Annotated in this window: 15 protein-coding genes; 2 read left to right on the forward strand and 13 right to left on the reverse strand. The window is 68.8% G+C overall.

Annotated elements, in window-relative coordinates; all coding sequences use genetic code 11:
- Window positions 1–187: 187 nt before the first annotated feature.
- From ACFY0X_RS35915 to ACFY0X_RS35940, 6 genes are all read right to left on the reverse strand, one after another.
- Window positions 188–319 (reverse strand): hypothetical protein, encoded by a 132-nt coding sequence (locus ACFY0X_RS35915; protein WP_387760721.1) that lies wholly within the window; start codon window positions 317–319, stop codon window positions 188–190.
- Window positions 316–597 (reverse strand): hypothetical protein, encoded by a 282-nt coding sequence (locus ACFY0X_RS35920; protein WP_387760722.1) that lies wholly within the window; start codon window positions 595–597, stop codon window positions 316–318. Before ACFY0X_RS35920 ends, ACFY0X_RS35915 begins: the two co-directional genes overlap by 4 nt.
- Before the next feature lie 135 nt (window positions 598–732).
- Window positions 733–1,455, reverse strand: a complete 723-nt coding sequence (locus tag ACFY0X_RS35925; RefSeq protein WP_387760723.1) for a hypothetical protein — start codon at window positions 1,453–1,455, stop codon at window positions 733–735.
- A gap of 64 nt (window positions 1,456–1,519) precedes the next feature.
- Entirely contained in the window at window positions 1,520–1,924 is a 405-nt protein-coding gene (locus tag ACFY0X_RS35930; protein WP_387760724.1) for a DUF6009 family protein, read from the reverse strand.
- On the reverse strand, window positions 1,921–3,366 hold the full coding sequence (locus tag ACFY0X_RS35935) for a phage/plasmid primase, P4 family (protein WP_387760746.1): 1,446 nt from the start codon (window positions 3,364–3,366) through the stop codon (window positions 1,921–1,923). The genes ACFY0X_RS35930 and ACFY0X_RS35935 overlap by 4 nt, the downstream gene beginning before the upstream one ends.
- A 230-nt stretch (window positions 3,367–3,596) precedes the next feature.
- Window positions 3,597–4,655, reverse strand: coding sequence for a bifunctional DNA primase/polymerase (locus ACFY0X_RS35940; RefSeq protein ID WP_387760747.1), 1,059 nt, complete (start codon window positions 4,653–4,655; stop codon window positions 3,597–3,599).
- A 757-nt stretch (window positions 4,656–5,412) separates the two neighbouring features.
- On the opposite strand from ACFY0X_RS35940, the gene ACFY0X_RS35945 reads away from it, so the two are divergent.
- Window positions 5,413–5,703 carry a hypothetical protein gene (locus ACFY0X_RS35945; protein WP_387760725.1) on the forward strand — a complete coding sequence of 97 codons (291 nt, stop codon included), beginning with the start codon at window positions 5,413–5,415 and terminating at the stop codon, window positions 5,701–5,703.
- 698 nt (window positions 5,704–6,401) lie between these two features.
- On the opposite strand, the gene ACFY0X_RS35950 is transcribed toward ACFY0X_RS35945, so the two are convergent.
- Both ACFY0X_RS35950 and ACFY0X_RS35955 read right to left on the reverse strand, forming a co-directional pair.
- Complete coding sequence (locus ACFY0X_RS35950; protein ID WP_387760726.1) at window positions 6,402–6,770, reverse strand: hypothetical protein; 369 nt, start codon at window positions 6,768–6,770, stop codon at window positions 6,402–6,404.
- 3 nt (window positions 6,771–6,773) lie between these two features.
- Window positions 6,774–14,210 carry an RHS repeat domain-containing protein gene (locus tag ACFY0X_RS35955; protein ID WP_387760727.1) on the reverse strand — a complete coding sequence of 2,479 codons (7,437 nt, stop codon included), beginning with the start codon at window positions 14,208–14,210 and terminating at the stop codon, window positions 6,774–6,776.
- A gap of 594 nt (window positions 14,211–14,804) precedes the next feature.
- Between ACFY0X_RS35955 and ACFY0X_RS35960 the strand changes: the two genes are divergently transcribed.
- Complete coding sequence (locus tag ACFY0X_RS35960; RefSeq protein ID WP_387760728.1) at window positions 14,805–18,908, forward strand: hypothetical protein; 4,104 nt, start codon at window positions 14,805–14,807, stop codon at window positions 18,906–18,908.
- 411 nt (window positions 18,909–19,319) lie between these two features.
- Here ACFY0X_RS35960 and ACFY0X_RS35965 read toward each other — a convergent pair whose 3' ends face one another.
- From ACFY0X_RS35965 to ACFY0X_RS35985, 5 genes are all read right to left on the reverse strand, one after another.
- Window positions 19,320–19,859 (reverse strand): hypothetical protein, encoded by a 540-nt coding sequence (locus tag ACFY0X_RS35965; protein WP_387760729.1) that lies wholly within the window; start codon window positions 19,857–19,859, stop codon window positions 19,320–19,322.
- Window positions 19,860–19,906: 47 nt separating this feature from the next.
- On the reverse strand, window positions 19,907–21,532 hold the full coding sequence (locus ACFY0X_RS35970; RefSeq protein ID WP_387760730.1) for an alpha/beta hydrolase: 1,626 nt from the start codon (window positions 21,530–21,532) through the stop codon (window positions 19,907–19,909).
- Entirely contained in the window at window positions 21,529–21,855 is a 327-nt protein-coding gene (locus ACFY0X_RS35975) for a hypothetical protein (RefSeq protein WP_387760731.1), read from the reverse strand. The genes ACFY0X_RS35970 and ACFY0X_RS35975 overlap by 4 nt, the downstream gene beginning before the upstream one ends.
- Before the next feature lie 1,165 nt (window positions 21,856–23,020).
- A complete protein-coding gene (locus ACFY0X_RS35980; protein ID WP_387760732.1) occupies window positions 23,021–23,179 on the reverse strand; it encodes a hypothetical protein in 159 nt (52 codons plus the stop codon).
- Window positions 23,180–23,530: 351 nt separating this feature from the next.
- The gene (locus ACFY0X_RS35985) at window positions 23,531–23,836 is read right to left on the reverse strand and encodes a helix-turn-helix transcriptional regulator (RefSeq protein ID WP_387760733.1); all 306 of its coding nucleotides are present in this window, start codon (window positions 23,834–23,836) and stop codon (window positions 23,531–23,533) included.
- Window positions 23,837–23,954 lie beyond the last annotated feature (118 nt).

Here is a 23,954-nt window from a genome sequence, read left to right on the forward strand (position 1 = left end):
CCTGCGCGATCTGGCACAACCGGACCACCGGCCAACCCGTCACCCGCTCACTGATCGCCTACGACCACTGACCGACTTCGGAACTACTCGTCTAGCCCGCCGCGCAGATGCTCGGCTGGGCTGGGCGCCAGCATCGCGTTCTCGGAGACCTGTGGTGGGTGCACGCCGAGATGGACCAGGCCGCCGCCTACCAGGCCAGGAACGCCACGACGGCGGAGAAGACGTCGGCCGGCGTGGCCGGGTCGTCGAGGAACTCCTCGACGACCGGGGAGAGGCTGATCGGGTCGTGCTCGTCGTCCGGGAAGTCGCCGTGGCTCACAGGGCCCCGAGACGGCGAAGGACCGCGGATGCGGAGGTACCGGGGGCGGTGCCGGCCTGAACGGCGGCATGGATGCGGTCGCCCTCCGGGTCACGGTAGAGCTCGGCCCGCAGCCACCAGCGCCGCAGGACGCCGCCGATCGTCTCGACGTCGGCCTCACCCATCTCCCGGTAGAACTCCATCCGCTGCGCCGGCGGCAGCGCCGCAGCGACGCCGTCCTGGGTGCGCGGGATGGGCTGGCTGCCGTCGTGGTGGCCGTGCACGGGTGCGGCGCTCAACCATGTCCTCCGGAGGTCTCGTACGGGCGGGACCGGTACCAGTCTCTCCTGTTCGGAGCTTCGTCGGGTAGCCGCCCCCTTGTTCCGTCGGTCTTGGGTGCGGATCCTTCGGAGCCTGGACGGTAACGCGAGCGGTCAGCCCTGTGCGCGGCTGCGGGCGGCGTGCGGGTCGAGGGCGTGCTTTCCGCTCGAGGTACGGCACAGGGTCCCGGCCGTCGCCTCGCACGAAGGGCAGGGGGTGGCTGCTGCCACCGTCATGTGCTCGGCGAGACGGCGGCGTGTTGAGTGGACGGTGTTCTTGGCCGCGCCGTCGCGGCCCCGGCACGGCGCCTCAGGTTCGGCCTCGCAGTACGGGCAGGCCATGGCGCGGGCGGCGTCCTGGAGTTGCCGATGGAGTTCTGCGGCAGCGCGGGCCGCCTTCTCTCGGCTCTGTTGCTCGGCGTGCTCCTGGTCACGACGGGTCCGTTCGAATCGTTCCCAGGTCTCCGGATGGTTGGGGCACTGGCCATTGACCGCGAGGTTCCAACGGCAGGTGCCGCCCTTGCGGGTCGTGGCTGCGCAGCGGTTGGTCTCATTGCCGGCGCCGTGGTGGGGGCAGGGCTCTTGGTAGGTGCCGACCTTGCAAGGGCGCCGGGTGGTCGCGCCGACCACCCGGCACACGTGCGGGTTGATGTTCTCCTCGCCGGCCCGGGCGATCTGCTCGGCCAGGTCAGGCCAGTTGGGGGCCGTGGCTGTCTGGCGCCACCATGCGGGTGAGGCGTAGATCCCGCTCCAGCCCGTCCCGTCGGTGCGCAACACCGCCAGGAACGGATCGGCGTCCTGTTGCAAGGCTGGATTCGCCTGTGAGACGTCGGCCACGAGCGGGAGCGTAGCGGTGCGGTGTGCTTCCGTGCCGCGTCGGCGTCAAACGGGTGTTGAGGCGTCAGGCTTTCGGGAGCGTTATTCCGAGTTCGAGCATGGCGGGTGAGGCGGGGCCGCCTTCGGAGCGCTCGGTTTTGTAGCCCTTGACGCCCGGGGCGACGGTGCGTGGGTCGACGGCTTCGGAGGGGGCGCCGCTGGAGTAGAGGCCGTCGGGCTCCTGGTCGCGGTCGTGGGGCAGGAGCCAGAAGACGCGGCGGCGGAAGGTTCCGGAGGCGCGGGAGGACTTGGCGTCGGGGCCGAGGATCGCGTAGCCGACCATGCGGCCGTCGCGGTGGTAGGCGGGGCGGCCGCGGCGGGTGGTGAGGCGGTCCAGCGACTGGCGGACGTAGTCGAGGTCCGCGGTGTCCTCGAGCCAGACGAGGTCGGTTTCGTGGGCGAGCTCGGACGGGTCGATCAGCGCGCTCACGTCGGCTGCTCCTCTGTGTCGTCGGTGATCAGGCCGATGCCCGGGTAGAACTTACGCGAGTTGGACAGGACCATCTCCTTCGGGGAGGTCATACCCAGTGTTTCGCGCACTCGTGCGGCGAATGCGCGGGCGGAGACCGGATTGGACCCTTCGGAGCCGCACCAGCGGGTGTAGGCGCCGTAGAGCTGGGCCTGTTCGGCCCGCATCCCGTCGCCGATCCGGCAGGCTTCGCCGAGGAAGCGGCCGACGTGGTCCTCGGTCTCCGCGTACGCCGTAGTGGCGGTCTGGACAGCTTCCGGGCCGGCCAGGTCCTTGTCGCCGGCGAAGTAGCGGCGGGCGCCCTCGATGAGCCAGGCGAGGATGCCGGGGCCTTCCTCGGCGACGAGGACGTACGCCAGGTTGTCGATCTTGCGTTCCTCGGGGACGACCCGTTCGAAGGGGATCAGGCGCATCCGGCGCCAGAACGCGAAGCCGCCGGTGCCCACCTCCGGTCGGTGGTTGCCGAGCAGCCACAGCTTGTGGGTGGGCGTGAAGGAGAAGAAGTCCTGGCGCATCCGGCGCGCCTTGATCTTGTCGCCGCCGGTGAGCAGCTTGACGCGGGCTTCGTCGAAGCGGTCGCCCGGCTTGAGCTCGGAGCAGACGATGATGCGTCGGCCGTGGAGCTCGGCGAGGTCGGTGGGGTGGCCGTCGAAGGTCTTGGCCATGAGGAAGCCGGGCGGCGCGGCGTCCGCGTAGTCGCCGAGGAGTTGGATCATGACGTCGAGGAGGACGGATTTGCCGTTCTTGCCCTGGCCGTAGAGGAAGGGCATGACCTGGGCGCCGACATCGCCACTGATCGAGTAGCCGAGGAGCAGGTGGAGGAAGTCTCGGGTCTGGCGGCCGTTCGCGTCGTCGCCGAAGGTATCGACGAGGAAACGGTCCCAGCGCGGGGTGGGCATGCGGGCAGGCGCGAGGGTGGTGGAGCGGGAATGGTGGTGGCGGGTGGGGTCCGGGGCGGAGATCGTTGCGGTGCGCAGGTCGACGACGCCTCCTGGGGTACACAGGGCGTAGGGGTCGGCGTCGAGCAGGGCGGCGTTGAGGACCATGCCGGGGGCGGACTTCGCCTGGGTGAGCATGGCGTTCATGCCGGAGGTGGACAGTGCGCGGCGGCGGTGGCGGCGCAGGTCCGAGTTGGTGTGGATGCCGCGAGGGTCGTGGGTGGCGATGGCTTCGGCCATTTCTCCGGCGGCCCACAGGACGGTGTCGTCCTCGTCGAGTTGCCAGCGGTGCTTGGCCCACCGGTACCAACCCAGGCCGGGGACGTGGCGGTAGTCGCCCCCGTAGAGGTGGACGAAGAGCTTGGCGTTGCCGCGGTCGGACAGGGAGTCCGGCAGGAGGCCGTGTGCGGTCGCCTCGGCGCCGGCGGGTTCGGGGTACCTGGCTGCCGGCGCGGGGGCCGCCATCGTGGTGGCGGGCCGAGGGACGGGGGGCTGCGGGACGGGGGGCTGCGGGACGGGGGGCTGCGGGACGGGGGGCTGCGGGACCGGAGGCTGGGGCTGGAGGTCCAGCAGGCTGTCCTGCACCGCCGTGGTGGGTGACGGCAAGGGAAGGGCCCCCGCCCCAGGGACGCCTTGGTGGGCCAGGATGTGCTGCGCGGCCTTGAAGGGGTCGAATCGCTGGTGGGGCATGTCGTTCATCCCCGCACCTCCAGGTGGAACGGCCTGCGGGCGCCTGCGGCGAGCCCGGCCCGGATCACGGCACGGTTGTGCCGGTCCTGGTCGGGGCGGGCGGCGAGCGCAACGTCGAGGAGCGCCTGCTCGGCTTCGGTGTGGGTGAGGTGGTCGGCGGCGACGAGGCCTCCGGCGGTGAAGGCGGCACGGTTGAGCTTGCCGGTGAAGCCGGTGCCCGCCGAGGCGGTGGCGCAGTTCGCCACGTCCTGCAGGAGGGGGTCGAGCAGTCTGGTCGCCCTGGTTCGGCCGCCGCCTGCCGCGAGGACGGCCTGGCGACCGCGTGGGGCCACCACGGGCTGGGCGGCGGGCGGCGGGACGGGCTTGTTCTTGAGGTGGCCGGTGCGCACCAGGTTGTCGCTGAGCCACTGTGGGAGTGGGGCAGGGGTCTTCGCGCCGGGAAGGGGCTCGTAGGTGCCGGCATGGGTGGCGGTTCCGGGAGCGACGATGAAGCCGCCGTGGGCTCGGACGTCGACCTGCCAGGCCAGGGCCCGGGCCCTGGAGGATCCGGTGGAACAGGTGAACTCCAGGCCGGCGTGGTCGAGGTACCAGATGTGCAGGCCTCCGGACGGGGTGCGCACGCGCAGGGTGCCGGTGTCGGTGGTGGGGTCGGTGGCCTGGTGGAGGGCGGCCAGGAGCGCGAGGCTGTGGTACCCGGAGGCGAGGCCGTCGAGGGGGACGTCCTCGTGGATCGGGATGCCGGGCAGGATCCGGTCCCGGGTGGGGACCGCGTCGGTGTGGGTGTCCACGTCGAGGACGACCAGGCGGGCGGGCCCGCAGGCAACGCCGACACCGAAGGCCGGGTTGGTCTTCCACCAGACCTCGAGCTGCGCGGGGTCGAGGGTGGCGGCGTGGAAGCCGTGGCACCAGCGGCCGGCTGCGGGGCACCTGCAGGTGGCGGCGGCGTGACCGTCTTCCTGGCAGGGCGGGCAGTTCGCGGGCGGGGTCTTGCGGCCGGGAGCGAGCGGGTGAACAGGCCAGCCCTGCGAAGCACACCACAGGGCGACGGCCAGCGACCAGGACATGGTGCCCGGTCGGTCGCTTCGGTCGCTCCCCACGGCCTTCGGCGCCGTCACGCTGCTCCCTCTTCCCTGTTCGGTCTCTGCTCGGTGTTCGGTCTCTGACTGAGTCGCTGGGACGAAAGCCCAGGTCAGGGGGCATGGGGTCAGCGAAACAGCGACTCAAGCGACTCAAGCCCAGAACATAGCTCAGACAGACTAGCCGAGCAGGAAACCGGAGGCGTGCACCCGGCCACGACTCCCTTCAGGTAGCGACCGAGCTGAAGTACAGCGACTCGAAGCGTTCAGTCGCTGCAATCGCGAGTGACCATATTTCTGCAGGTCAGCGAGGTGATCAGAGCAGATCAGCGACTCAAGCGACTCAAGCCCAGGTCTATAACGCACACGCGCACACGCGAATGTCGTCATATACCGGAACCTCAGTCGCTTGAGTCGCTGTTTGGAGCCACGCATGGGCTCTGACCTGCTCTTTTGCCGAGCGACTGAACATCAGCGACCGAAGCGACCCGACATCCCAGCAAGGCGGCTCCCGGCGTGTCGCATTCCCCCGCTCGCGACTGAACACGGGCTTTCGGTCGCTTCGGTCGCTCGGTCGCGTTCGGGGACGCCACCGTGGTGTCACCCTGGTCCGCCCCCAGACCCGGCAGGTCCGCCTGCCTTCGAGGGCAGGGAGGTCTGGGCGGCAGCGTGGCGCCGGGGTGTCCGATGAGAAGAACGAACCGCAGCTGCGAAACGGATCCGAGCCCTGCGCCGGCCCCCCATCGTGGCCTGGGCCACGAACCTTCTCGCCCACCGGCACCAGGACCTGGTCGAGCAGTTCCTGGACCTCAGGCAGGCCCTGCGGAACTCCCAGGAGCATCTCGCAAGACGCCAGCTGCGTGCCCTCGCCGAACAGCGCTGCGCGCTGGTGCACACCCTCACCGGGAAGGCTCGGCAGGACGCGGCGGCGGTCGGGCCCCCGCTCAGCGCGGACATGGTCTCCGGCCTGGAGGAGACGCTGCCCGCCGCATTCGCCGCCCCCACGCCGCCCGGATGCTCGCACAAGGTCGGCTGACCGCAGCCCTGCAACCGCTGCCGTGGCCCGGCATCGTGCCCGGCGAAGCTGCGAGTCCGGGGACCCCGGCCGCTGAGACCGGGGCCGGTCCGCCCGCAGCTGCCCTGGCAAGCTCGCCCGTGACGGGACGAAGCATGGCTTCCTCCGAGCTCCGGCGACGCGGCCGGGCAGGGAGCGTCCTGCGGCTCGTGCCGCCGAAGCCCAACGCCGACACGCCCGGGAGCGGCAGGCCGCCCAGGTCGTGGTGGCCGACGCCCAACGGGCCGAGCGGGAGGCCGCCGGGCGGCCGACGAGGCCGAGCGGGACTTGCACCATGCCAGATCAGCTCGAGAGCGGGCAGAAGGTGCGGCCGGGTGGTGGTTGCCCTGCGGGACCAGCGCGGCCTTCGTCGAGCCGGTGACTTGATCCAGCTGACATCGGTGGCCATCTCTCACTTTCCAAAACAGCGAGGGTGCCGTGTGCCGGAGTCCCGGCCCCAGGCTCGTCGACCCCAATCGCGCCCACGTGTGAATCTGCCGCACTGAATAGCCAGCCGCCCCAGCTCTCCAGCTGTTCCGGGGGATCAAGGAATCTCCCCTACCCTTTCCGGACCCACATAACCAAACAAGCCGAACGGCCCGCCGGATGAACCGGCGGGCCGCTGCGAAAGGTCGAAGTTAGCTCTTGGAATGCGGCAAACTATCAGGTCATTTCAAGATTCATGAACCTCGACGATCCCCAAGTCGAGCGGCGCCACCTTCCCAAGGAAGGCGATCTTCGAAATCACATGAAGCGACAGCCATTCCTTCGCTCTCCCAGAGAATTCTAAGCAATCCGGCAACAAGATCCACTACTTCTTCGCCGCCTCCAGATTCCGCTTCTACTTCTATAATCACCGGCCAAAAGACGAAATCTTCCGGTTCGGCGCCCGGGTCCGAGTCGGGATTCCTCCGGACTTCAATATCTATGCCTTGAATCTCTGCGCCGAGATCGGAGAATTCGCAGCCGCATTCTTGCCCGATAAGCCCTGAGACGGTACTCTGCCTCAGTTTCGAAACGTAGATCTTGCAGTAGGAGTTAAATGGCATAAATCACGGCACCTTAAGGGTGTTGGGGTTATCGAAGGGCCCGCCCTCGCGAATGATAGAGATGTCGACCTCCATGCCGAGCTGAGACTCAAGTGTCTTTCTGAGGTTCTTCAGACCAGCTTCGCCTGACTGGATTTTGCCAGTGGCAGCGGCATGGTTCATGGTGCGCTCCTTTGAACTGCCAGGATTAGGGCTACCAAAGCGCTGAGTGACAAGCTCATCGAACCTCTCAGATGGTACTCGGACTCCAAGATCGAGATCGGAGAGCCCGCCAGCATTTCCCCATGCCCGACTTCCCTGTACAACAATATCGAGGTTCTCGCCAAACTGGCGAGTTCCATCTCGGACGGTGCTACTGAGCTTCGCAAAGCTCTCCGCCGTCAGGCCTTGCGGTACGCCTCGGGGTACGCTTTCCCCGAATCCGCCAATTCGAAGCCCTCCGCCGGGCTTCAGCGTAATCCCCATTCCGGACCCCCCGGTCATGCCAGTGAGAATACCGGCCTTATATGAGGCGTTGGCGGCCACCCATCGCCAGCCGTCCAGCCCTTCGCTTTTGGGAAGGTCTGGAATATCGAGCGGATTAGACTTGGGCGCATCCCTCACTCCCGCGCATTCGGGATTGAACTGCTGTGCGCCGCCACAGTTTCCAATTGTCCGCGCGGGGGATTTCTTCTTCTTGCTCTGAGAATATATTTCGGCCAGCGTGCTGCCAGTAAGTTCGTAGGCTATTCGATTGAGACCTCCAATGAACTGGAAAATGGCACTTTGCGCGACTACTGCCGAGTAGTTGACGCCTTTTCCGTCGACCTTGGTGCCGAGGTTACTGCAGCTCGCCATACCGCTGGCACATTCCTCCAGCGCCAGTCCGGTGGGGTCGCTGTAGTTGACGGGGTTGTTGTTGCTGTAGGCGTAGCCGTTGACCTGTTGCAGGTCGGTGAGGTCGAGGATGGGGTCGACGGATATGAAGCGGCCGTTGGCCGGGTCGTATTCGCGGGCTCCGAGGTGGGTGAGGCCGGTGGTGGCGTCGTTGGTGCCGCCGACGAAGCCGCGTTCGGTGGGCCAGGAGGCGGGTTTCTTGCCTCGGGGGGTGCCGAAGGGGGTGGTGTCGCCTCGGGTGTAGGCGAGGTTGTCGGCGCTGATGGTGAGTTGGGCGGTTCCCTGGTGGTCGTTGATGAGGTAGCTGAGGCTGCCCTCGGAGGCCTTGACGAGGGTGACGGCGCCGGCGGTGATGTAGCGGGTGCCGGTGACCTTGTTCGTGGTCTTGTCGAGCTTGAGCTCCTGGCCGCCCAGGTAGAGGGTCGCCGAGCCCGGCTCACGGCGCAGGAGGCGGTTGCCGTTGGCGTCGTAGAGGAAGGTGGTGCTGTTGCCCGCGGTGGTGGACTTGGCGAGGTGGCCCTCGGTGTCCCATTCGAGGGCTTGGTCGCCGTCGGCGGTGACGCGGCGGACGGTGTTGCCGGCCTCGTCGTAGGTGAAGGTGTCGGTGCGGGCTCCGGTGCCGGTGATGTCGACGCGGCTGAGGGCGTGGGGTCGGGTGCTGCCGGGGGCGGGGTAGGTGGAGGTGCGCTGGGTCTGGTCGGTCGGTGGGTTCTGGAGCGTCTGGGTGAGTTGGCTCCAGGGGGTCCAGCTGCCGGTGGCGTAGGCCCGTTTGGTGTAGTTGAGCGTTCCTCCGGCAGCGGCGATGAGCTTCAGATCACCGCCTGAGCTGACGACGGCCGCGGACGTGGGCTGGTTGAGTTGGCCGACGACCTGACTGACGTTGCCCCAACCGGCCCAGCTGGCGTCGGTCCGACGAAGGGTGTGCCAGATGTTTCCGCTGGCGAGGGCCGCGACTTCGAGGCCGGCACCGGTCGCGGTTGCGGTGACGCTGGTGGGCGAGGTCAGAGCGCCGGTGGCTCCGTAGACGTCGCCCCACTTCTGCCAGATGCCGTTGCTGAAGCGGATGGTGTGCCAGAGCCTGTCGCCCGCGATCACGATGACCTCGAGACCGGAGCTGGTGGCCGCGCTGGTGACGCGGGTGGCTCCGGTGAGGCTGCCGGTCTCGCCGTAGACGTTGCCCCAGGCGCCCCAGTTGCCGTCGGGCTTGCGCAGGGTGTGCTTGAGCACGCCGTCGGAGAGGGCGAGGACCTCCAATCCGGAGGCGGTGGCGGACAGGGAGAGCTGGCTGGGGTTGGCGATGGATCCGACTACGCTGGTGACGTCGCCCCAGCCTCCCCACTTGCCGTCGGCGCCGCGCAGGGTGTGCCAGACCTTGCCGCCGGCGACGGCCATGATCTGCAGGGTGTTGTCGGCCCAGGCCGCCGCGACGTAGTCGACGGGGGCGGGCAGGGGCCCTGCCTGGGTCCTGTGCAGGTTCTCGAAGTTGGCCCAGGTGCCGTCGGCGCGCTGCTGGGCGAGGTAGACCTGGCCGTCGGAGATCGCGACGGCGCTGGTCTGGCCGTCACCGGCGATGGCGACGGAGCTCACCTTGGTGGTGTCCATCAGCGGACCGGGGGTAGCACCGAAGGAGCGGTTGGTGGCCTGGGTGCGGTTGCCGGCCGCGTCGTAGGTGTAGCTGCTCCAGTACGGGTCGACCCCGCCGACGCGCGGGTCGCTGGTCGCCGTCGGCGTGGCAACGCAGTTGTCGGTCGACGACCAGGCGTTGGTCAGGCGCTGGGCGAAGTCGTACGTGTAGCACTGGGTGTCCGTGACGGTGGCGTTGTCGCGAAGGTCATGGATCCGGGTGATGTTGCCGATCGGGTTGTAGGTGTAGGTCTTCTTGCCGAGGGTTCCCGGCCCGCTCTTCTCCCGGTCGGTCTGGACCAGCGCGAGTCGCTGGGTCGCGTCCTCGTAGAGGTAGGTCTGCACCGCCCTGGACCCGATATCACCGGTGACGCTCTGCTGGAGCTGGCCGAACGGTGAGTAGGAGTTGCCGAGCGAGTACACCCGGCTGCCGCTTACCGAGGTGGGCAGGCCCAGCGGAGTGTAGCTGCGACGGACGGTCTCCTGCGCGAGTCCGCCGCCAGCCGGGTAGGTCGAGGTACCCACCAGACCGGTGTCGGGCGTGTAGGTCTGGGCCGTGGTGTAGGTGCCCGCGAGGAGCCCTTCGCTGTCCGGAATGGTGACGGTGCTGCCCAGCGGCCGGGCCGCGCCGTCGAGCCCGGTGACTGCGGTGGTGTAGGCCTTGCCGTTCTCCCAGCGGGTGCTGCCGGTGGCCATGCCGTTGCTGCCGGGCAGGGTGTCGTAGGTCCACTCCGCGAGCTTCGTTCCGGTGGTGGAGCCGTCGAACATCGCGGTCTTGCGGCCGAGGATGTCGTAGGTGTACGTGAGTGTCTTGCCCCGGGCGTCGGTGAGCGTGGCGAGGGTGCCGTCAGCGTTGTAGGTGCTAGTAATGATGCCCGAGTCCGGGTCGGCGGCCTTGGTCTGGCGGCCGAGCAGGTCGTACTCCCAGGCCCAGGCGTTGCCTGCGGCGTCGGTGAACCGGGTGAGCTTGCCGGCCGGATTGTAGGAGTACTTCAGGGACTCGTACGCCGACGCGGACGCGTCGAAGTCCGGGCTCCCGGTCTTGTAGTGCCGCACCTCGGACGTTCGGCCATGGGCATCAGTGATCGTGAGCGTGGGGGTGCCGCCGTCGGGCGGGGTCGTCGCACCCCAGTTCACGCCGTAGCGCGTGGTGGAACGCCACTTCTCCACGTTCAGCGACTTGAAGATGCTGGCGGTGGGGCGGTCGAGGCCGTCGAACTCGGTCTCCGTCTGGGACGGGACCTTGTTGTCCAGGCCGATCCACAGCGCCGCTTCCGGCGCGCCGTCGGCGTGGTACGCCGCGTTCGCGCGGTAGACCCGCCCGTGGCTGTCGTAGAAGCTGTCGGTGATGTTGCGACCGCCGTTGTGGGCGGTGCTTCCTCCGTGCGCCTCCTCCTGGACCTGGCGCGGGCGCAGGAGGCCGTCGTACAGGGAGATGCTGGTGCGGTAGTCGCCGCCTTCCAGCAGGGTCCTGGTCGTGACGGCGGGCTGCTTGCCGGGTGCGATGGTGTACGTGTACGTCGCGTTGGGTGAGGCGCTCTTGTCCCGGCCCGGGTTCCACACGGCCGTGGTGCGGCCGAGGGCGTCGTAGCCGACGTGGGTGGTGCGGTTGTTGGCGTCGACGACCTTCACCGGAAGGGCGCGCAGGCCGTCGTAGGTGGTGGTGGTCGTGAACTGCTTGGGGTTGGTGGACTGAACGACGGTGGCCTGGGAGCCGCTCGCCGGGGTGTAGGACGTCGTCGTTTTCGCGTTGTTGACGTCCTTGACGGAGGTTGCACGCCCGTACTGGTCGTATGCGGTGGTGCTGACCGTCAGGTAGTGCGGGGTGGTGCCGTCGTAGCGGTCCAGGGCCTCCGTCGTGGTTGCGTAGCCCTTGCCGGGCTCCGGCGGGGATCCGAGGGGCCTGCTGTCGTAGGCCGTCCTGGCTTCGCTCGTGACGGTCGCCGATGTGGCGTTCGTCGAGCAGAGAGTGCTGGTGGTCTGGACGGACTGCGGGTAGGCGATGAGCCAGTTGGCGGTGTCCGGGGTGACGTAGGTCGTGCGAGTGCACTGCTCGTCACCGGTGACGTTCGTGTCGCCTTCGTCGGAGACCGTCGTGGTCTGGCCGTAGCCGTCGAAGGTACTGCTCGATCGCACTGTTCGGGCGATGGTGCCGTCCGGTTGGAACGCATTGGTGGTCACGCTCTCGGTGCGGACCATCGTCGCGGTCACCGGGGGAAGGACCGCTACCTCTGGTCGGTCCTTCTCACTTGGAGGAGTCGCAGTCTTGCCCTCCTTGCTGGGCAGGGCCTTCACGGTCCGGCTCGCGGTTCCTCGGACCCAGGGGGCGTTGACCGTGCTGGTGACCGGCTTGCCGCCGTCTTGGTCGTAGACGAGGCTCTCGCGGGCGAAACCGGCGAGTTCGTTGCTGTCCTTGACGCCCTGGAGGGGGCTGACGGGGCGGGGCTGGCCGTTGGCGAGGGTGTCGCCGTCCATGCCACGGAAGTAGACGGTCTCGGTCAGGCTCTTGTTGGAGTCGCCTACACGGGTGCGGACCCGCTGGTAGCCACGGAAGTCGTTCCAGGTGCGCTCCTTGTCCGCGGTGAACTCGGAGTTGTCGCGCCGCCAGGCGGCCCCGTCGAGGTACTCGTAGGCGGTGACCTTGTCGGGGGATCCGGAGCCGGCCACCAGGTCGTGCTCGGTGACCTTCTCCACGAGGTACTTGTGGAACCAGTCGAAGACCGGTTCGGCCGCGTCCTCGGGTGTCCACCAGGACGGGTAGCAACGCCTGGTGTTGGCGTCCGGGGCGGGCAGGGCGCCGGCGACGCAGTCGATGTCGGTGTACTTGATGTCGGTGTTGGAACCGGTCTCGGAGGTGATCCGGTTGATCCGGAACCGGTACAGCGGTGAACGGCCCTCGGCGGAGTCGACCCGGTTGGGAAGCGGGTCCCCGTGGCCGAAGGTCACCGGCTGGAGGGTCAGCTGGGCGGAGCCGGCCTTGGCCGTACGAGTGATGGTCTTCAGCCACAGGGCCCGGCCGCCGCTGCTGCCGGTCGCGGGGAAGTCCTGGTCCAGGCTCCAGGCGTCGATGTCGCGGTAGCTGCCGTTGCTCTGCAGGGCCTGCGTGCTGATGCCCGTCAGGCGCCTCTTGGACCAGAAGGTCGGGGCGCCGTTGCGGCAGTCCTGGCCCGTGTCGCAGGACTGGTCGACCGGGGTGTCGTACCAGTTGGCGGCGTTGGTCTTGGTGAAGGAGCAGTCGGTCTCCACGCACCGGTCGGTGGTGGAGAAGGTGACCTTGCCGGCGGGCGACGCGTTGTAGACCTGGCCTGCCCGGTGGCCGTACTCGATGCGGTTCAGCGTGGCGGCACGGGTGTAGACCGCATCGGCCTTGAGCGTTCCCGTGGCTGCGCCGCTGTTCTTGGCGTAAGCGTTCTTCTCCTGGTCGTAGAAGTACGCGATCGCGTTGCCGTGCGGGTCCACGACGTAGTCCAGCTGCCAGCGCCAGCCCCGGTCACGCGAGGAGTCCTTGAACTCGGATGCGTAGCCGGGCTCGTCGGGCTGGTTGCCGAACACGGGCACGGTCAGGGCTGAGCCGGTCTCGGGCTTACCCGCGCTCCAGCCGGGCAGACGGTTCTTACCGAAGAAGTACTGGGTGCCGTCGGTCGTGGTGACCTTCCAGTACTCGTTGTCGGTGTCGCCGTTCGCGGTGTCCGTCGCGTTGCCGTTGAGCTTCTCCACGCGCGAGCCGTCGTCATTGGACAGCTTCCACGTGCCGCTCGCGTCGTCGCGCACCAGAGCGGAGCTGCTGCCGTTGAGCGAGACCGTTGCGTTGTCGGACTTCCAACACAGGTCGCCGCTCTTGTCGGGAGCATTGCTGCGCGACCCCTTGTCGCCCGCGCAGGCGGTGTAGCTGCGCTCGATGAAGCCGGGGTTGTAGTCCCAGCCGTCACCGATCCAGGAAGACTGGTTGTTGGTGGACGCGGTGCGCCCGTCGATGGACGCGGACGAGTAGCCGAGGGCGACCTGAGGGGCAAGGTCACCGGGGACAGGGGGCACCTGGATGGGGTAGGACCAGTTGAAGGAGCCGGTGTTGCCGCTCGCCGACCAGGTACCGGAGGGGGAGAGCGAGGTCGCCTTGTAGTTGCCGTCCGGGCCCGAGGCCCCGGCCGTGGCGGCCAGCACCGTCGCTCCGGCGTCCGACGTGCTCGCGGCCTGGGCGAAGGACGTCTTGACGGCGCCGTCGGAGGAAGCCTGGCCGACGGGTGCGGTCACCGCGACGTCGGCCGTCAGGGTTCCGGCCTTGGTGTCGTTCGAGAAGGCCACTGGTGTGGTCGTGCGGCACTGCGGCTGGTCCGGTGTGGTCAGCGCGCACGCGGGGAGCTGGACGAAGGTCAGGCGCGAGCCCCAGTCGGCCCCGAACGACTCACGGAAGGCCTTGTAGTCCAACTGGACACGCGCCGTGTCCGGCGTGGCGTTGCCCGCCACCGGTTCGAGGTCGACCAGGACACCGTCGAGACCGACCCTCGCCGCGGCGGCCCGGTCCGACAGGCCCACCCGGACCTTGGACTGCCCACCCGCCGCCGGATCCTGCCGTGTGGAGGCCACGGTCAGCGGCAGGCCTGGCGCCTTCGCCTGAGCGGAAGGCTTCTGCGCCGAGGCTGCCGGCAGGTTGAGCTCGGCCTTCCCCGGCTTGGGCCAGGCCGCGGCCGGAGGTGCGGCCGGGGGCTGAGGCGCCTTCGGGTGTTCCGCCTCGACCTTCGCGAGCGGAACGGACTCCGTGTGCTGGACGGGCGGCAGCTTGAACTCACTGTCGGCCGCTACCGCGATCGCCGGTATCTGTATGGCGGCGGTGATCAGAGCCGTTACGGCTATGGGTACAACTTTACGGAGCGTTGGGCGTGTTATTGCCTCGGACCGTCGATTTCGCGGCCCGGGCGATGCGCCCGCGTCGGATGGAAGCATCCGTTCATTCCTCTGGGTCGTCTTGTGCGGGTGCGATCGCACCCGGCGGGACGCTACCAAGGGCCGCTGACGAGATGCTTGTTGTTTATCCGTCGCGCACCTCACCCTGGGGCCATTTATCTCTCTTTTATAACTCCTTCACGCACTCAGAGACACTCCTCCGCATTGATGGCACGTCGCAAAATGCGGGTTTGTCTCGTAAAGCACCCCTTCCTCACTCACTCTCCGCGCTCTGTGATCACGATGTGGCATCTGATTTCCTTCTCCTCCCAGATCCGACCACCTCACACTCCGCCAGACCGTCACCACTCGCTTGCATGATGGGGGCTCTCGCGAACCGAACAGAAAGTGAAGGGGATGCACCATCACAACGCCCGCCGAATAGGGCGAACGACCCAGAAGTCGGCGGCTGCGCTGATCGCAGCGGCCGCCGTCGGAATCGCGGCGACGGGACCAATTCCCGCTCGCGCGGATACCGGAGCCACTTCCACCGCTCTGCGGCCGAACACCCCTGAGCGAGAAGCCTTGTTGAAGGCACATCAGATTGGGAAGCCTGTCGAGGTTGAGGGCCGGCAGGACCAGTCGACCGATCTCGTGGCGAATCCGGACGGCAGTTTCACCCAGCGTCGGCATGCGCGGCCGGTCCGGGCCAAGGTCAACGGGCAGTGGCAGCCGGCCGACGCCACGCTGGAGCGCCGTCCCGACGGCACCATCGCGCCGAAGGCCGCTGTCTTCCCGATGGCCTTCTCCGCCGGTGGGAACGCTCCGCTGGCCGCGATGCGCAAGGACGGCAAGTCGCTCGCCATCACCTGGCCGGCACCGTTGCCGCAGCCCGAACTGAACGGCAGTACGGCCCTGTACCGCGACGTGCTGCCCGGGGTGGACCTGAAGGTCCTCGCCGAGAGCGACGGTTTCTCCCACCAGTTGGTCGTCAAGACCCGTCAGGCCGCCGCCGATCCGCGTCTGGCCCAGGTCACCTACGGACTCAAGACCACGGGTATCACCCTCAGTTCCGGCAAGGACGGCCGGATCGCCGCGACCGACGGCGCCGGCGGTACGGTCTTCACTGCGGAGGCCCCGCGGATGTGGGATTCCCACGCCCCGGCCGCCACGTCCCAGCAACGGCCCACTGCGGCTGGCTCGCCGATGGCCAAGAGCGCACAGGCAGCGGCTCCCCAGTCCGCCGACATCACCCCGCCGTCGAGCCCGACCATCCCGGGCGCGGCCGAGCACGCACCGAAGACGATGACCACCCAGATCACCGCGGACACGCTGCGGCTGACCCCGGACGCCGGTCTGCTGCACGGCGCCGACACCGTCTTCCCGGTCGTCATCGACCCGACGTTCACCGACGGCTGGCGCAACCGCTGGGCGGTGGTGTACTCCGCCACGCCCAACGCCGGCTACCCGGACGGCAACGGCTGGAACTCGGACAACCCGCCGGACGAGCCGCGCGTCGGCTACAACGGCAGCGGCAACACCCGCTCCTACTTCGAGATGAACACCCGCGGCCTGGCCGGTGCCACCATCATGTCCGCGACGTTCCACGTGGAAGAGACCCACTCGTGGGGCTGTGACCCGGCCGTGGCGGGCAACACCGAGCTCTGGGCGACCGGACCCATCAACGCCTCGACGCCGACCTGGAACAGCCAGGCCCCCTGGATCTGGCAGCTCGACGCCAAGGCCTTCGCCCACGGCAACCCCACCTTCTGCCCCGGTGTGCAGGGCGTGGACTTCAGCACCGAGAACCTGCGCGCCGTCGTCCAAGGCGTGGCCGACCGCGGCGACGACAGCGTCACCTTCGGGCTGCGCACTCCGGACAACTACCTTGGCAACAAGAACAGTTACAAGCGGTTCAAGAACAACCCGTGGCTCGAGGTCACCTACAACCGGGCCCCGGTCCTGCACGACTACGCGGCCTGGGAGGGCCAGTGGACACCCGGCAGCAGTAGCAACGTCAACGTGCCATGCGTCAGCGACCCCGCGGCGTGGCCCACTGTCGGGCGCAATGACGTCGTCCTGACCGCCAGGATCTCCGACCCGGACACCGACGTCGCCCTGAGCGCCAAGTTCGAGGTCTGGGACCATGACACCGGGCAGTACGTCCAGGTCGATCGGGCCTCCGCTCCCAATGGAACGTGGGCCATCACGAGGCTCGGCTGGGCCAAGATGCGTGACGGCGGCCGCTACAAGTGGCACGTCGCGGCCGAGGACGGCATCGTCGGCTCGGGCTTCGGCCGTGAGTGCGGCTTCAACGTGGACGGGACAGCGCCGTCCAAGCCGACCGTCACCTCCGCGGACGGCCACAGCATCGACGTCGAGGACATGCCCGCCCGAAGCCCGCGCACGGTCAAGTTCGCCTCCAGCGACCAGTTCGGCCTGAAGGGCTTCTGCTACTCGCTCAACAAGCTGCTGCCCGTGGTCAACCAGGGCTGCGGTGGGACCTGGGTGGACGCCGGCCCCGACGGGACGGCGACCGTCACGTTCACCCCCACCCTGTATCCGACCAACCGGCTCACTGTCCAGGCCATGGACAAGGCGGGCAACCTCTCCCCGTACGACGGCTCGGACGGCGGCCCCAACTCCAGCACCACACTGATCACCACCGCCCCGAGCAACTTCGTCCACGACGCCACCGACCCGGCCCTGACCGGCGACCGGCCCGGCGACCTGACCGGTGACGGGCACGCCGACCTGGTGGCCGCCACCAGCACCGGCGAACTCGTCCTCTACCCCGGACGCGGCGACGGCACCTTCGACCAGCCCCGGACCGTCGCCAACCCGGGCTGGTCCGGAGCCCAGATCACCCACCGGGGCGACTTCGCCAGCCAGACCCCAGGACAGACCAAGGACGGCTACGAGGACTTCCTCGTCAAGCAGGGCACCCGGCTCTACCTCCACCCCGGAAACGGAATGGGCGCCCCCGACGAGTCCAAGCGCACCGAACTGCTCCACCCCAGCGGGGGCGACTGGTCGAGCACCAGCCAGATCGTCGCCGCAGGCAACGTCGACAAGCTTCCCGGCAGTGACATGATCGCCAAGGACGGCGACGCTCTCCTCCTCTACAGCGGCACCGACGCGGGGCCCCTCGCCACCGGAACGGACACCACCAGACTCAAGCCCGGCGTAGTCTTCTCCCCCTCCGGATGGGCCGACTACGACGTGCTCGCCCCCGGTGACGTCAACGGCGACGGCATCCCCGACCTGCTCGCCCGCTGCAACACCACCGACCCGAACGACACCGAGTACGGCCGCATCCGCCTCGTGCCCGGCGCCCGCAACGCCGACGGCCTCGGCTACCAGGCCGCCGCCCCCGCCACCGGCACCGTCTACGCCACCGGCTTCGACCCCCAGCACCGGCCGTTGATCACGGCGCCGGGCAACCTGCACGGCAGCGTCGCCGACAGCGGCAAGGGCTACCGGCTGTTCACCCCGACCCCGGGCCAGAGCACCGGTGACATCCTCGCGACCACGCCGGCCGATTCCACCGCCGTGGTGACCTACTACGCCGCCGACGGGACCGCGCAGAGCACCACCTGCCCCACCGGCTGCCTGCTGATGTACCCGGGCACACCCACCGGGCTCGGCCAACCGCGCCTGGCCGCCCAGGGCAACCTGCACACCGTCACCGCACTCGACGGCGGGCAGAGCCTACGCAGCCCGGCCACCGCGATGACGCGCGCCGCCAACGGCACCCTCGTCGCCGTGAAGGCCAACGCCGACGGAAGCCTGTGGGCGACCAACCAGACCAGCACCACGGGCGGCTTCCGCAGCTGGTACCAGCTCAGTGCCCAGGGCGTCCACACCGGCGACCCGGCACCCATCCTGTCGCCGGCCGCAGGCGGAACCGTCCACGTCTTCGTCCGCACCCGTACCGGCCAGATCGTCGACTACGCCCAGACCGGTCCCGACGCGTCCTTCAGTCCCGCGGCGGCCGTCGGCACCTCGGCACCGGTGTTCGCCCAGGACCCCGCCGTCACCCTCACCGCCAACGGCAGCATGATCGTCACCGCCGTCGACACGGCCGGCGACCTGTGGGCGACCAACCAGCCCGCGCCCGGCGCCGCGTTCGGCACCTGGTACAAGGTCAGCGGCAGTGGTGGGCTCACGGGCCGAGCCGCGTCCGTGCTGTCCCCGGCAGGGGGCGGGACCGTCAACCTGTTCGCCCGCACCACCAACGGCCACATCGGCTTCTTCGGCCAGGGCAGCCCCACCAGTGGATTCAGCCCAGGCGCCTTCCTCGGCACCTCCTCGCCCTCCTTCGCCGGGGATCCCAGCGTCACCATCGCCTCGAACGGCACCATGATCGTGGCCGCCATCGACGTCAACGGCGACGTCTGGGCCATCGACCAGGCCTCACCCGGGACGCCGTTCCGCGAGTGGTACAAGGTCAGCGTCAGCGGCGGAACCGGCGGCGCCACCAGCATCGTCCTGTCGCCCGGAGCCGGCGGCACCGTCAACATCGTCGCCCGCACGAGCAACGGACACATCGCCCTGTTCGGCCAGGGCAACCCGACCACCGGCTTCAGCACCGGCGCCTACCTCGGCAACCCGAACATGACCTTCGCCGGAGACCCCCGCGTCACACTCCTCGACAACGGAGCCATGATCGTCATGACCACCGATGCCGCAGGCATCACCTGGGCCATCGACCAGGGCGCAGCGGGAGAATCCTTCCGAGCCTGGTACCAAGTCTGACCGATAATGGGACGAGTCCGGTTGGCCGAGCGGCAACGCCAGGCCAACCGGCAACTCAGCGGGCGGAAGCTGGAGAGGCCTCTGCCGGATCGCGTCAACCCGGCCAGGGAGCCGTTAGCTCTGGTGTTGCTTCGACATGATGGCGAAGGAGCGGACGGGCGGGTGAGGGGAACCGACCCCTGAGGCTGTGGACCGGCGGGCCGCAGACGCCCTGTGGGGGGCCCTGGACTCGACACCCCCCACCGCTCCACCATGCCCCGCGATCAGCTCCAGCACGCCCTCGAACAAGCCGGACGCCGCCACCGCGCCGCCTCATAGCACCATCGCCGTACTACCCGCAGGGCCGAAACGGCGAGGCCGCCCTCGCTGGGTGGCCTCGCCGTTCTTCTGCCGCGCTGCGGGTGGCCGGCGTCAGGACGTAGGAGCTGGCTCTTCAGGGGGAGGGAGTAGGCAGGGGGTGACGACCCGCAGGTACATACGGTCCGCAGTGCCCGACGTGGACGCCGTCGCTGAGTAGCGGCTGCTGGGATGGAAGGCGTCGACGAGCGCGTCCGGCTTGCCGTCCACGGTTTCGCGATAGCCCTTCACGGTCAGACCTTCGCCGACCAGCATGTCGCGGACCTTCCTGACCGCATCCGGGTGCTGGGCACGGGGCACCGTGCTCTTGACGCTGTACATCAGGATGTACCGATCGTCGGGGGCGGTCTCGCCGTTCTTGCCGGTACACGGGGTGAAGAGCGCGTCGATGGTCGACGCGTCGGTCTCGATCCCGGCGGTCTGGGCCATGTGCTCGGTGATCTGCTGCGCCCAAGCTTGAGCGTCGGCCTTGGATTTCACGGGTGGTGTGTCACTCCTGTCGGCGGGATGGGCGGACGAGCATCCGCTGAGCACCGCGAGCAGGAGCGCAGCGGCGGTGAACCACCGGGGGGTGCGGGATACGCTGGCAGCCATGGTGCTCCTGAGTCGCCGGTCGGCGGTTGGTTGGACTGGTGGCGGGGTCAGTGCGGGCCCTGGGGGGCGAGCGTCGGCGGACGGCCCGCGATGATGCGTCCCTGGTTGGCGAGGCTTTCACTTGCCCCGTTGGAGCCCATGTCCCAATAGCCGCCATGTCCGCTGGTATCGATCTGGATGCGTTGCCCGTCGAAGTCCCTGTACTGGGGACCGTCGCCGAGAACGGTGCCGGTGACCATCTGGATGAAGTCGTCCTTGGCCGTGCCGACCCAGACGTGCTTCGGGTCGATGTTGAGCTGCCACGCGCCTTCCACCCCCATGCCAGGGCTGCCGAGCGCGAGGAGGTCGTTGGCGTTCGCCCCACCGTCGCGTGCGGCCACCCCGACGACGTAGCTGCCGTAGCTGTGGCCCATCAAGGTCAGATGCGAACAGGTGCCGTTCTCGCCCTCGGCAACCCGCAGGCCCTTGGTGAAGTTGCGCAGCAGGGGTGCCCCGGCATCCCCGCGGTCCCCCTCGGCTACCGAGCCGTCCAGCCAGTTCGGTGTCTCGTAGCCCAGCCATGAGACGACGGCGACGTTCTGGCCGTCGGATTCGTCCTCGGCGGCCTTCTGCAGACGCCGGATGTGGTCCATCTGCCCCGGCACCCCGGCGAAAACGGTCCCGGTGCCCGGCACGAAGACCGCCGTGTGCTGGGCTCTGTCGGGGTTACCCGTGGAGACGATGGCCCGGCCGTTGTGCGCTTCGGGGTCGAGTCCGAGCAGGAACATCCTGTGCGGCTCCGGGTTCCCGTCGGACGCCGTCAGCTTCTTCTGGATCTCCTCCAAGGCCTTGATCCGCGACTTGTACTCGTCTTCGTCGATGCCGAAGTCGCCCGGCTTCCCTGTCCGGTAGGCGTCCAGCTTCTCGTCGAGCACCAGGCGGTTCGCCTCGTCCCGGACCGTCGTGGGAAGGCCGTCGAGCCTGCCGATCTTGTCGGGGTGCAGCGCCAGGTAGGCGTCCTGCTGATCGGGGGTCAGCCCCTTCCACCACGCGGCGGACTTCTCCGGGTCCTTGCCGTCCGGGATGTACGGGTCGACCAGGCCCAGGTCCTGCATCGCGGCGGCGGCCGCGTTCTTCGCCCCGGCGAGTGCACCGTTCACCCGGGTCGGGTCGAGGGCGTTAGAGCTGAGCCGGCCCAGCGCCGTGTTGCCCTGATCACTCGCCGTCTGGGCGTCCTTCAGCGCGGTGTTGATCCGGTCCTGGAACCCCTTCATCTCCGAACCGAGCTGTTGCCGTGCTTTCTGTGCCTCCGGGTCGTTGTGCTCCCCTTTCCCCTCGGGCGGGAGACTGACGACGCCCTCGGCAGACACGTTCAGGCCTGCGTCCACCGCACGGTTCACGGCGTTGGTGAGGTTGGTCTGCGCCTGGTAGATACGGTCGGCGACGGTGTTGAGCACCAGAGCCGCAGCGTCCGCCTCCATCTTGACGATGTTCAGCTGCTGTTCCGTCTTCGCCATGTACGAGAGCGCGGCCTTCGCATCGTCCCCCTCCCAGTTGCCGGCCAGCGGTCCGTTGACCTGGCTGCGATGCCGCTGGCCGATGCTCTCGCCGGCGTGACCCAGTGCCGTCCAGGCCTTCGCCGCGTCATGCAGTCCGTGCGGGTCGAACTTCACCAGCAGTTCGTAGAGGCTCACTTGCCCCCCTGCGGTCCGACGGCCCACGCACCGGCGACCGCGCGGTCGTTGTGCTCATGGGCAGCGGCATTGGAATTCAGGTTGGCCGCGGTGTCCGCGAGCCGCTGACGCAGGTCACCGAGCGGCTTGGACCAGCCGGTGCCCAACTGCGCCAGTCCGCCGGCGATCGACCAGCCGGCGAGCTGGCCGGAGACGGTCTCGCTGGCGGTCACCGCGTTCTGGACGGGCGCACCCAGTTCCTCCCCCAGTCCCTTCGCGATACCTGCGGATGCCCGCAGGTCCGCCGGCTGGACCACAACCCTGCCAGTGGCGTTGTCACCCATGTGGGTTCCCCTCCCCGAAGATGGACGCGCGTTCCCACTCCCCCGCAGGACGCTAGACCTGCCGTGTGCGCTACGCATCCGTACAGATACTCAGATGTTACGGGCCGCACCTGACGAGCACCCAGGACTCGGGAAGGGCCCGGCCCACACAGGCCGCTGGAACACCGCTGCCCCACGGTCACCCCGTCCCTCCGAGCCAGAGGCGGGATCGGAACGGCCGGCCGTCCCGGGGTGGCGGACCGCAGGTCTGACGCTAGCGGTCGGCGGGCAGTGCGCAGCGGGACGGCGTCGCCGCGGGCAACGGCGAGGGCGGCGTGGTGACGGGCGAGGAGACAGCGACGGCAGCCAGTCCTCCGCCGAACGCGTCCTGCGCCTCCAGGCGGAGCTGCCCTGATCCGCCCCTCCCTTATCCGGCCTTCGGCAGCGCTCGGTGCTGTCGGAGGCCGGGCGACGAGCTGGTGGCTGAGGAGGGGCAGCTGGGTGGTGCAGCCGGGGAGGTGGGCTGGAGGTCGAGTCGGCCGGAGGCCAGCACACGGGCATGCCGAGGGTACGCTGCTGACAGCGGGGGTCTCCCCACCAGCCGCGGGCAAGGCCGTTCGCGCCTGCGTTGGCGTAGCCGGACACCATGACTGACCCGGGCACCATCCCGTGCGGGGAGGAACCACCTCCGCAGGGTGCTCCGGACCGGCCAGGCCGAGAACCTCGGTGCGGTCGAGAACCTGCCCTATGGGCACGCGCTGCGTGCCCGCCGGGGGCGGGGTACTGATCCACCCGTCCCGCCCGCAGGCCCGGAAGCGCCGCAGCGTGACGTACAGCCGTGGTACCGGCGGTACCACGGCTGTACGTCACGCTGTCCGGGCCCGCCGGGCCGCGCGCCGGCGGTACGCCCGGGACCGGCACCGGTCCGAGCAGAACTTCGCGTCGCGCCTGCGGCCGGCGGAGGCGAAGACCGGCCGATGGCACACCGGGCAGGTCAGCTGCCGCAGCGTGCGGCGGTCGCCCTGCTGCCACACGGCTCCGATCAGCATCAGCAGCGCGAACTGCCTCTCGGAGATCTTGCGTCCCGGTACGCCTGGGCCCGGCAGGCGCCGTCGCAGTACCGGCGGTGGGCTGGTGCCCCCTTCGCCCGCGCCGGACTGACCGGTTAAGGCGATCCTATGTAGCCCTAGCAGGCGTAGATGTGGTAGACGTCGGTCCAGTCAGCCGTCCAGTCGCTGTACGGGGACGCTGGGGTCGTGTAGATCAGGTTGTAGCCGTAGTCGTACATCTTGACCTTCCTGGTGCCCTGCTTGAGGTCGTTGACCCACCAACCTGACCCCGTCATCCTGATGTCGTGCCAGCCACATCCGTAGTTGTTCGGAGTGCTGTTGTTCTGGGACCCGCAGAAGTAACCCTCCCAGCATCCTGCGGGGAGGGCGGCAGCGGAGGTCGCCTTGCTGGGGTGCACCACGGCGTCCTGCCCAGTTGAAGCAGCGCCTGCGCTGGACACTGGACTCACGAGCAGGGCCGCGCCCACCGCACAGGCGACAGTAAGGCCACGAAGGCCTGTGAATGCTCGGTTGGACATGAGAGTACCTCCTGTGATCAGGGGTGTTGGGTCTCCACGACGCAGTCGCGCGCCCGCGCGACCGGTCGGGTACACCCAAGATGCCGAGCAGGACACCATCCGGCCTTGTTATTCCGCGCAGGGTTGTTGACGATTTGCGCGCACCTGGGGCGGCGGGTTCCTGTAGTCCCGTGGCGGTATCCCGTAGGCAGCCCGGAACAGGCGGCTGAAGTGCGCTGGGTCGCTGAAGCCCCAGCGTTCGGCGATGGCCTGGATCGGGCGGGCGTTCAGGCGGGGGTTGGCCAGGTCGAGGCGGCAGCGTTCCAGACGGCGGCGGCGTATCCACGCTGCCGGCGACATGTCGTCCTCAGCGAGCAGCTGCTGGAGACGGCGCAGGGAGATGTGGTGGGCATCGGCAATCGTCTGTGGGGTCATGGCCGGGTCGGCGAGGTGCTGTTCGACGAATGTGTTGATTCTGGCGTGCAGGGCGGTCTTGCGGGTCGGCGTGCAGGCCGTGGCGTTCGGCGGCCCGGGCGATCCGCTCCTTCATCGC

This window comes from Kitasatospora sp. NPDC001547, assembly GCF_042894165.1.
Lineage (GTDB): Bacteria > Actinomycetota > Actinomycetes > Streptomycetales > Streptomycetaceae > Kitasatospora.

What these genes read in the sequence shown, in the direction of transcription:
- ACFY0X_RS35935 (WP_387760746.1), bottom strand. Translation starts at nt 3,366, where the DNA reads ATGGCGGCCCCCGCGCCGGCAGCCAGGTACCCCGAACCCGCCGGCGCC.
- ACFY0X_RS35940 (WP_387760747.1), bottom strand. Translation starts at nt 4,655, where the DNA reads ATGTCCTGGTCGCTGGCCGTCGCCCTGTGGTGTGCTTCGCAGGGCTGG.
- ACFY0X_RS35950 (WP_387760726.1), bottom strand. Translation starts at nt 6,770, where the DNA reads ATGCCATTTAACTCCTACTGCAAGATCTACGTTTCGAAACTGAGGCAG.
- ACFY0X_RS35955 (WP_387760727.1), bottom strand. Translation starts at nt 14,210, where the DNA reads ATGCTTCCATCCGACGCGGGCGCATCGCCCGGGCCGCGAAATCGACGG.
- ACFY0X_RS35965 (WP_387760729.1), bottom strand. Translation starts at nt 19,859, where the DNA reads ATGGCTGCCAGCGTATCCCGCACCCCCCGGTGGTTCACCGCCGCTGCG.
- ACFY0X_RS35975 (WP_387760731.1), bottom strand. Translation starts at nt 21,855, where the DNA reads ATGGGTGACAACGCCACTGGCAGGGTTGTGGTCCAGCCGGCGGACCTG.
- ACFY0X_RS35980 (WP_387760732.1), bottom strand. Translation starts at nt 23,179, where the DNA reads ATGACGGGGTCAGGTTGGTGGGTCAACGACCTCAAGCAGGGCACCAGG.
- ACFY0X_RS35985 (WP_387760733.1), bottom strand. Translation starts at nt 23,836, where the DNA reads ATGACCCCACAGACGATTGCCGATGCCCACCACATCTCCCTGCGCCGT.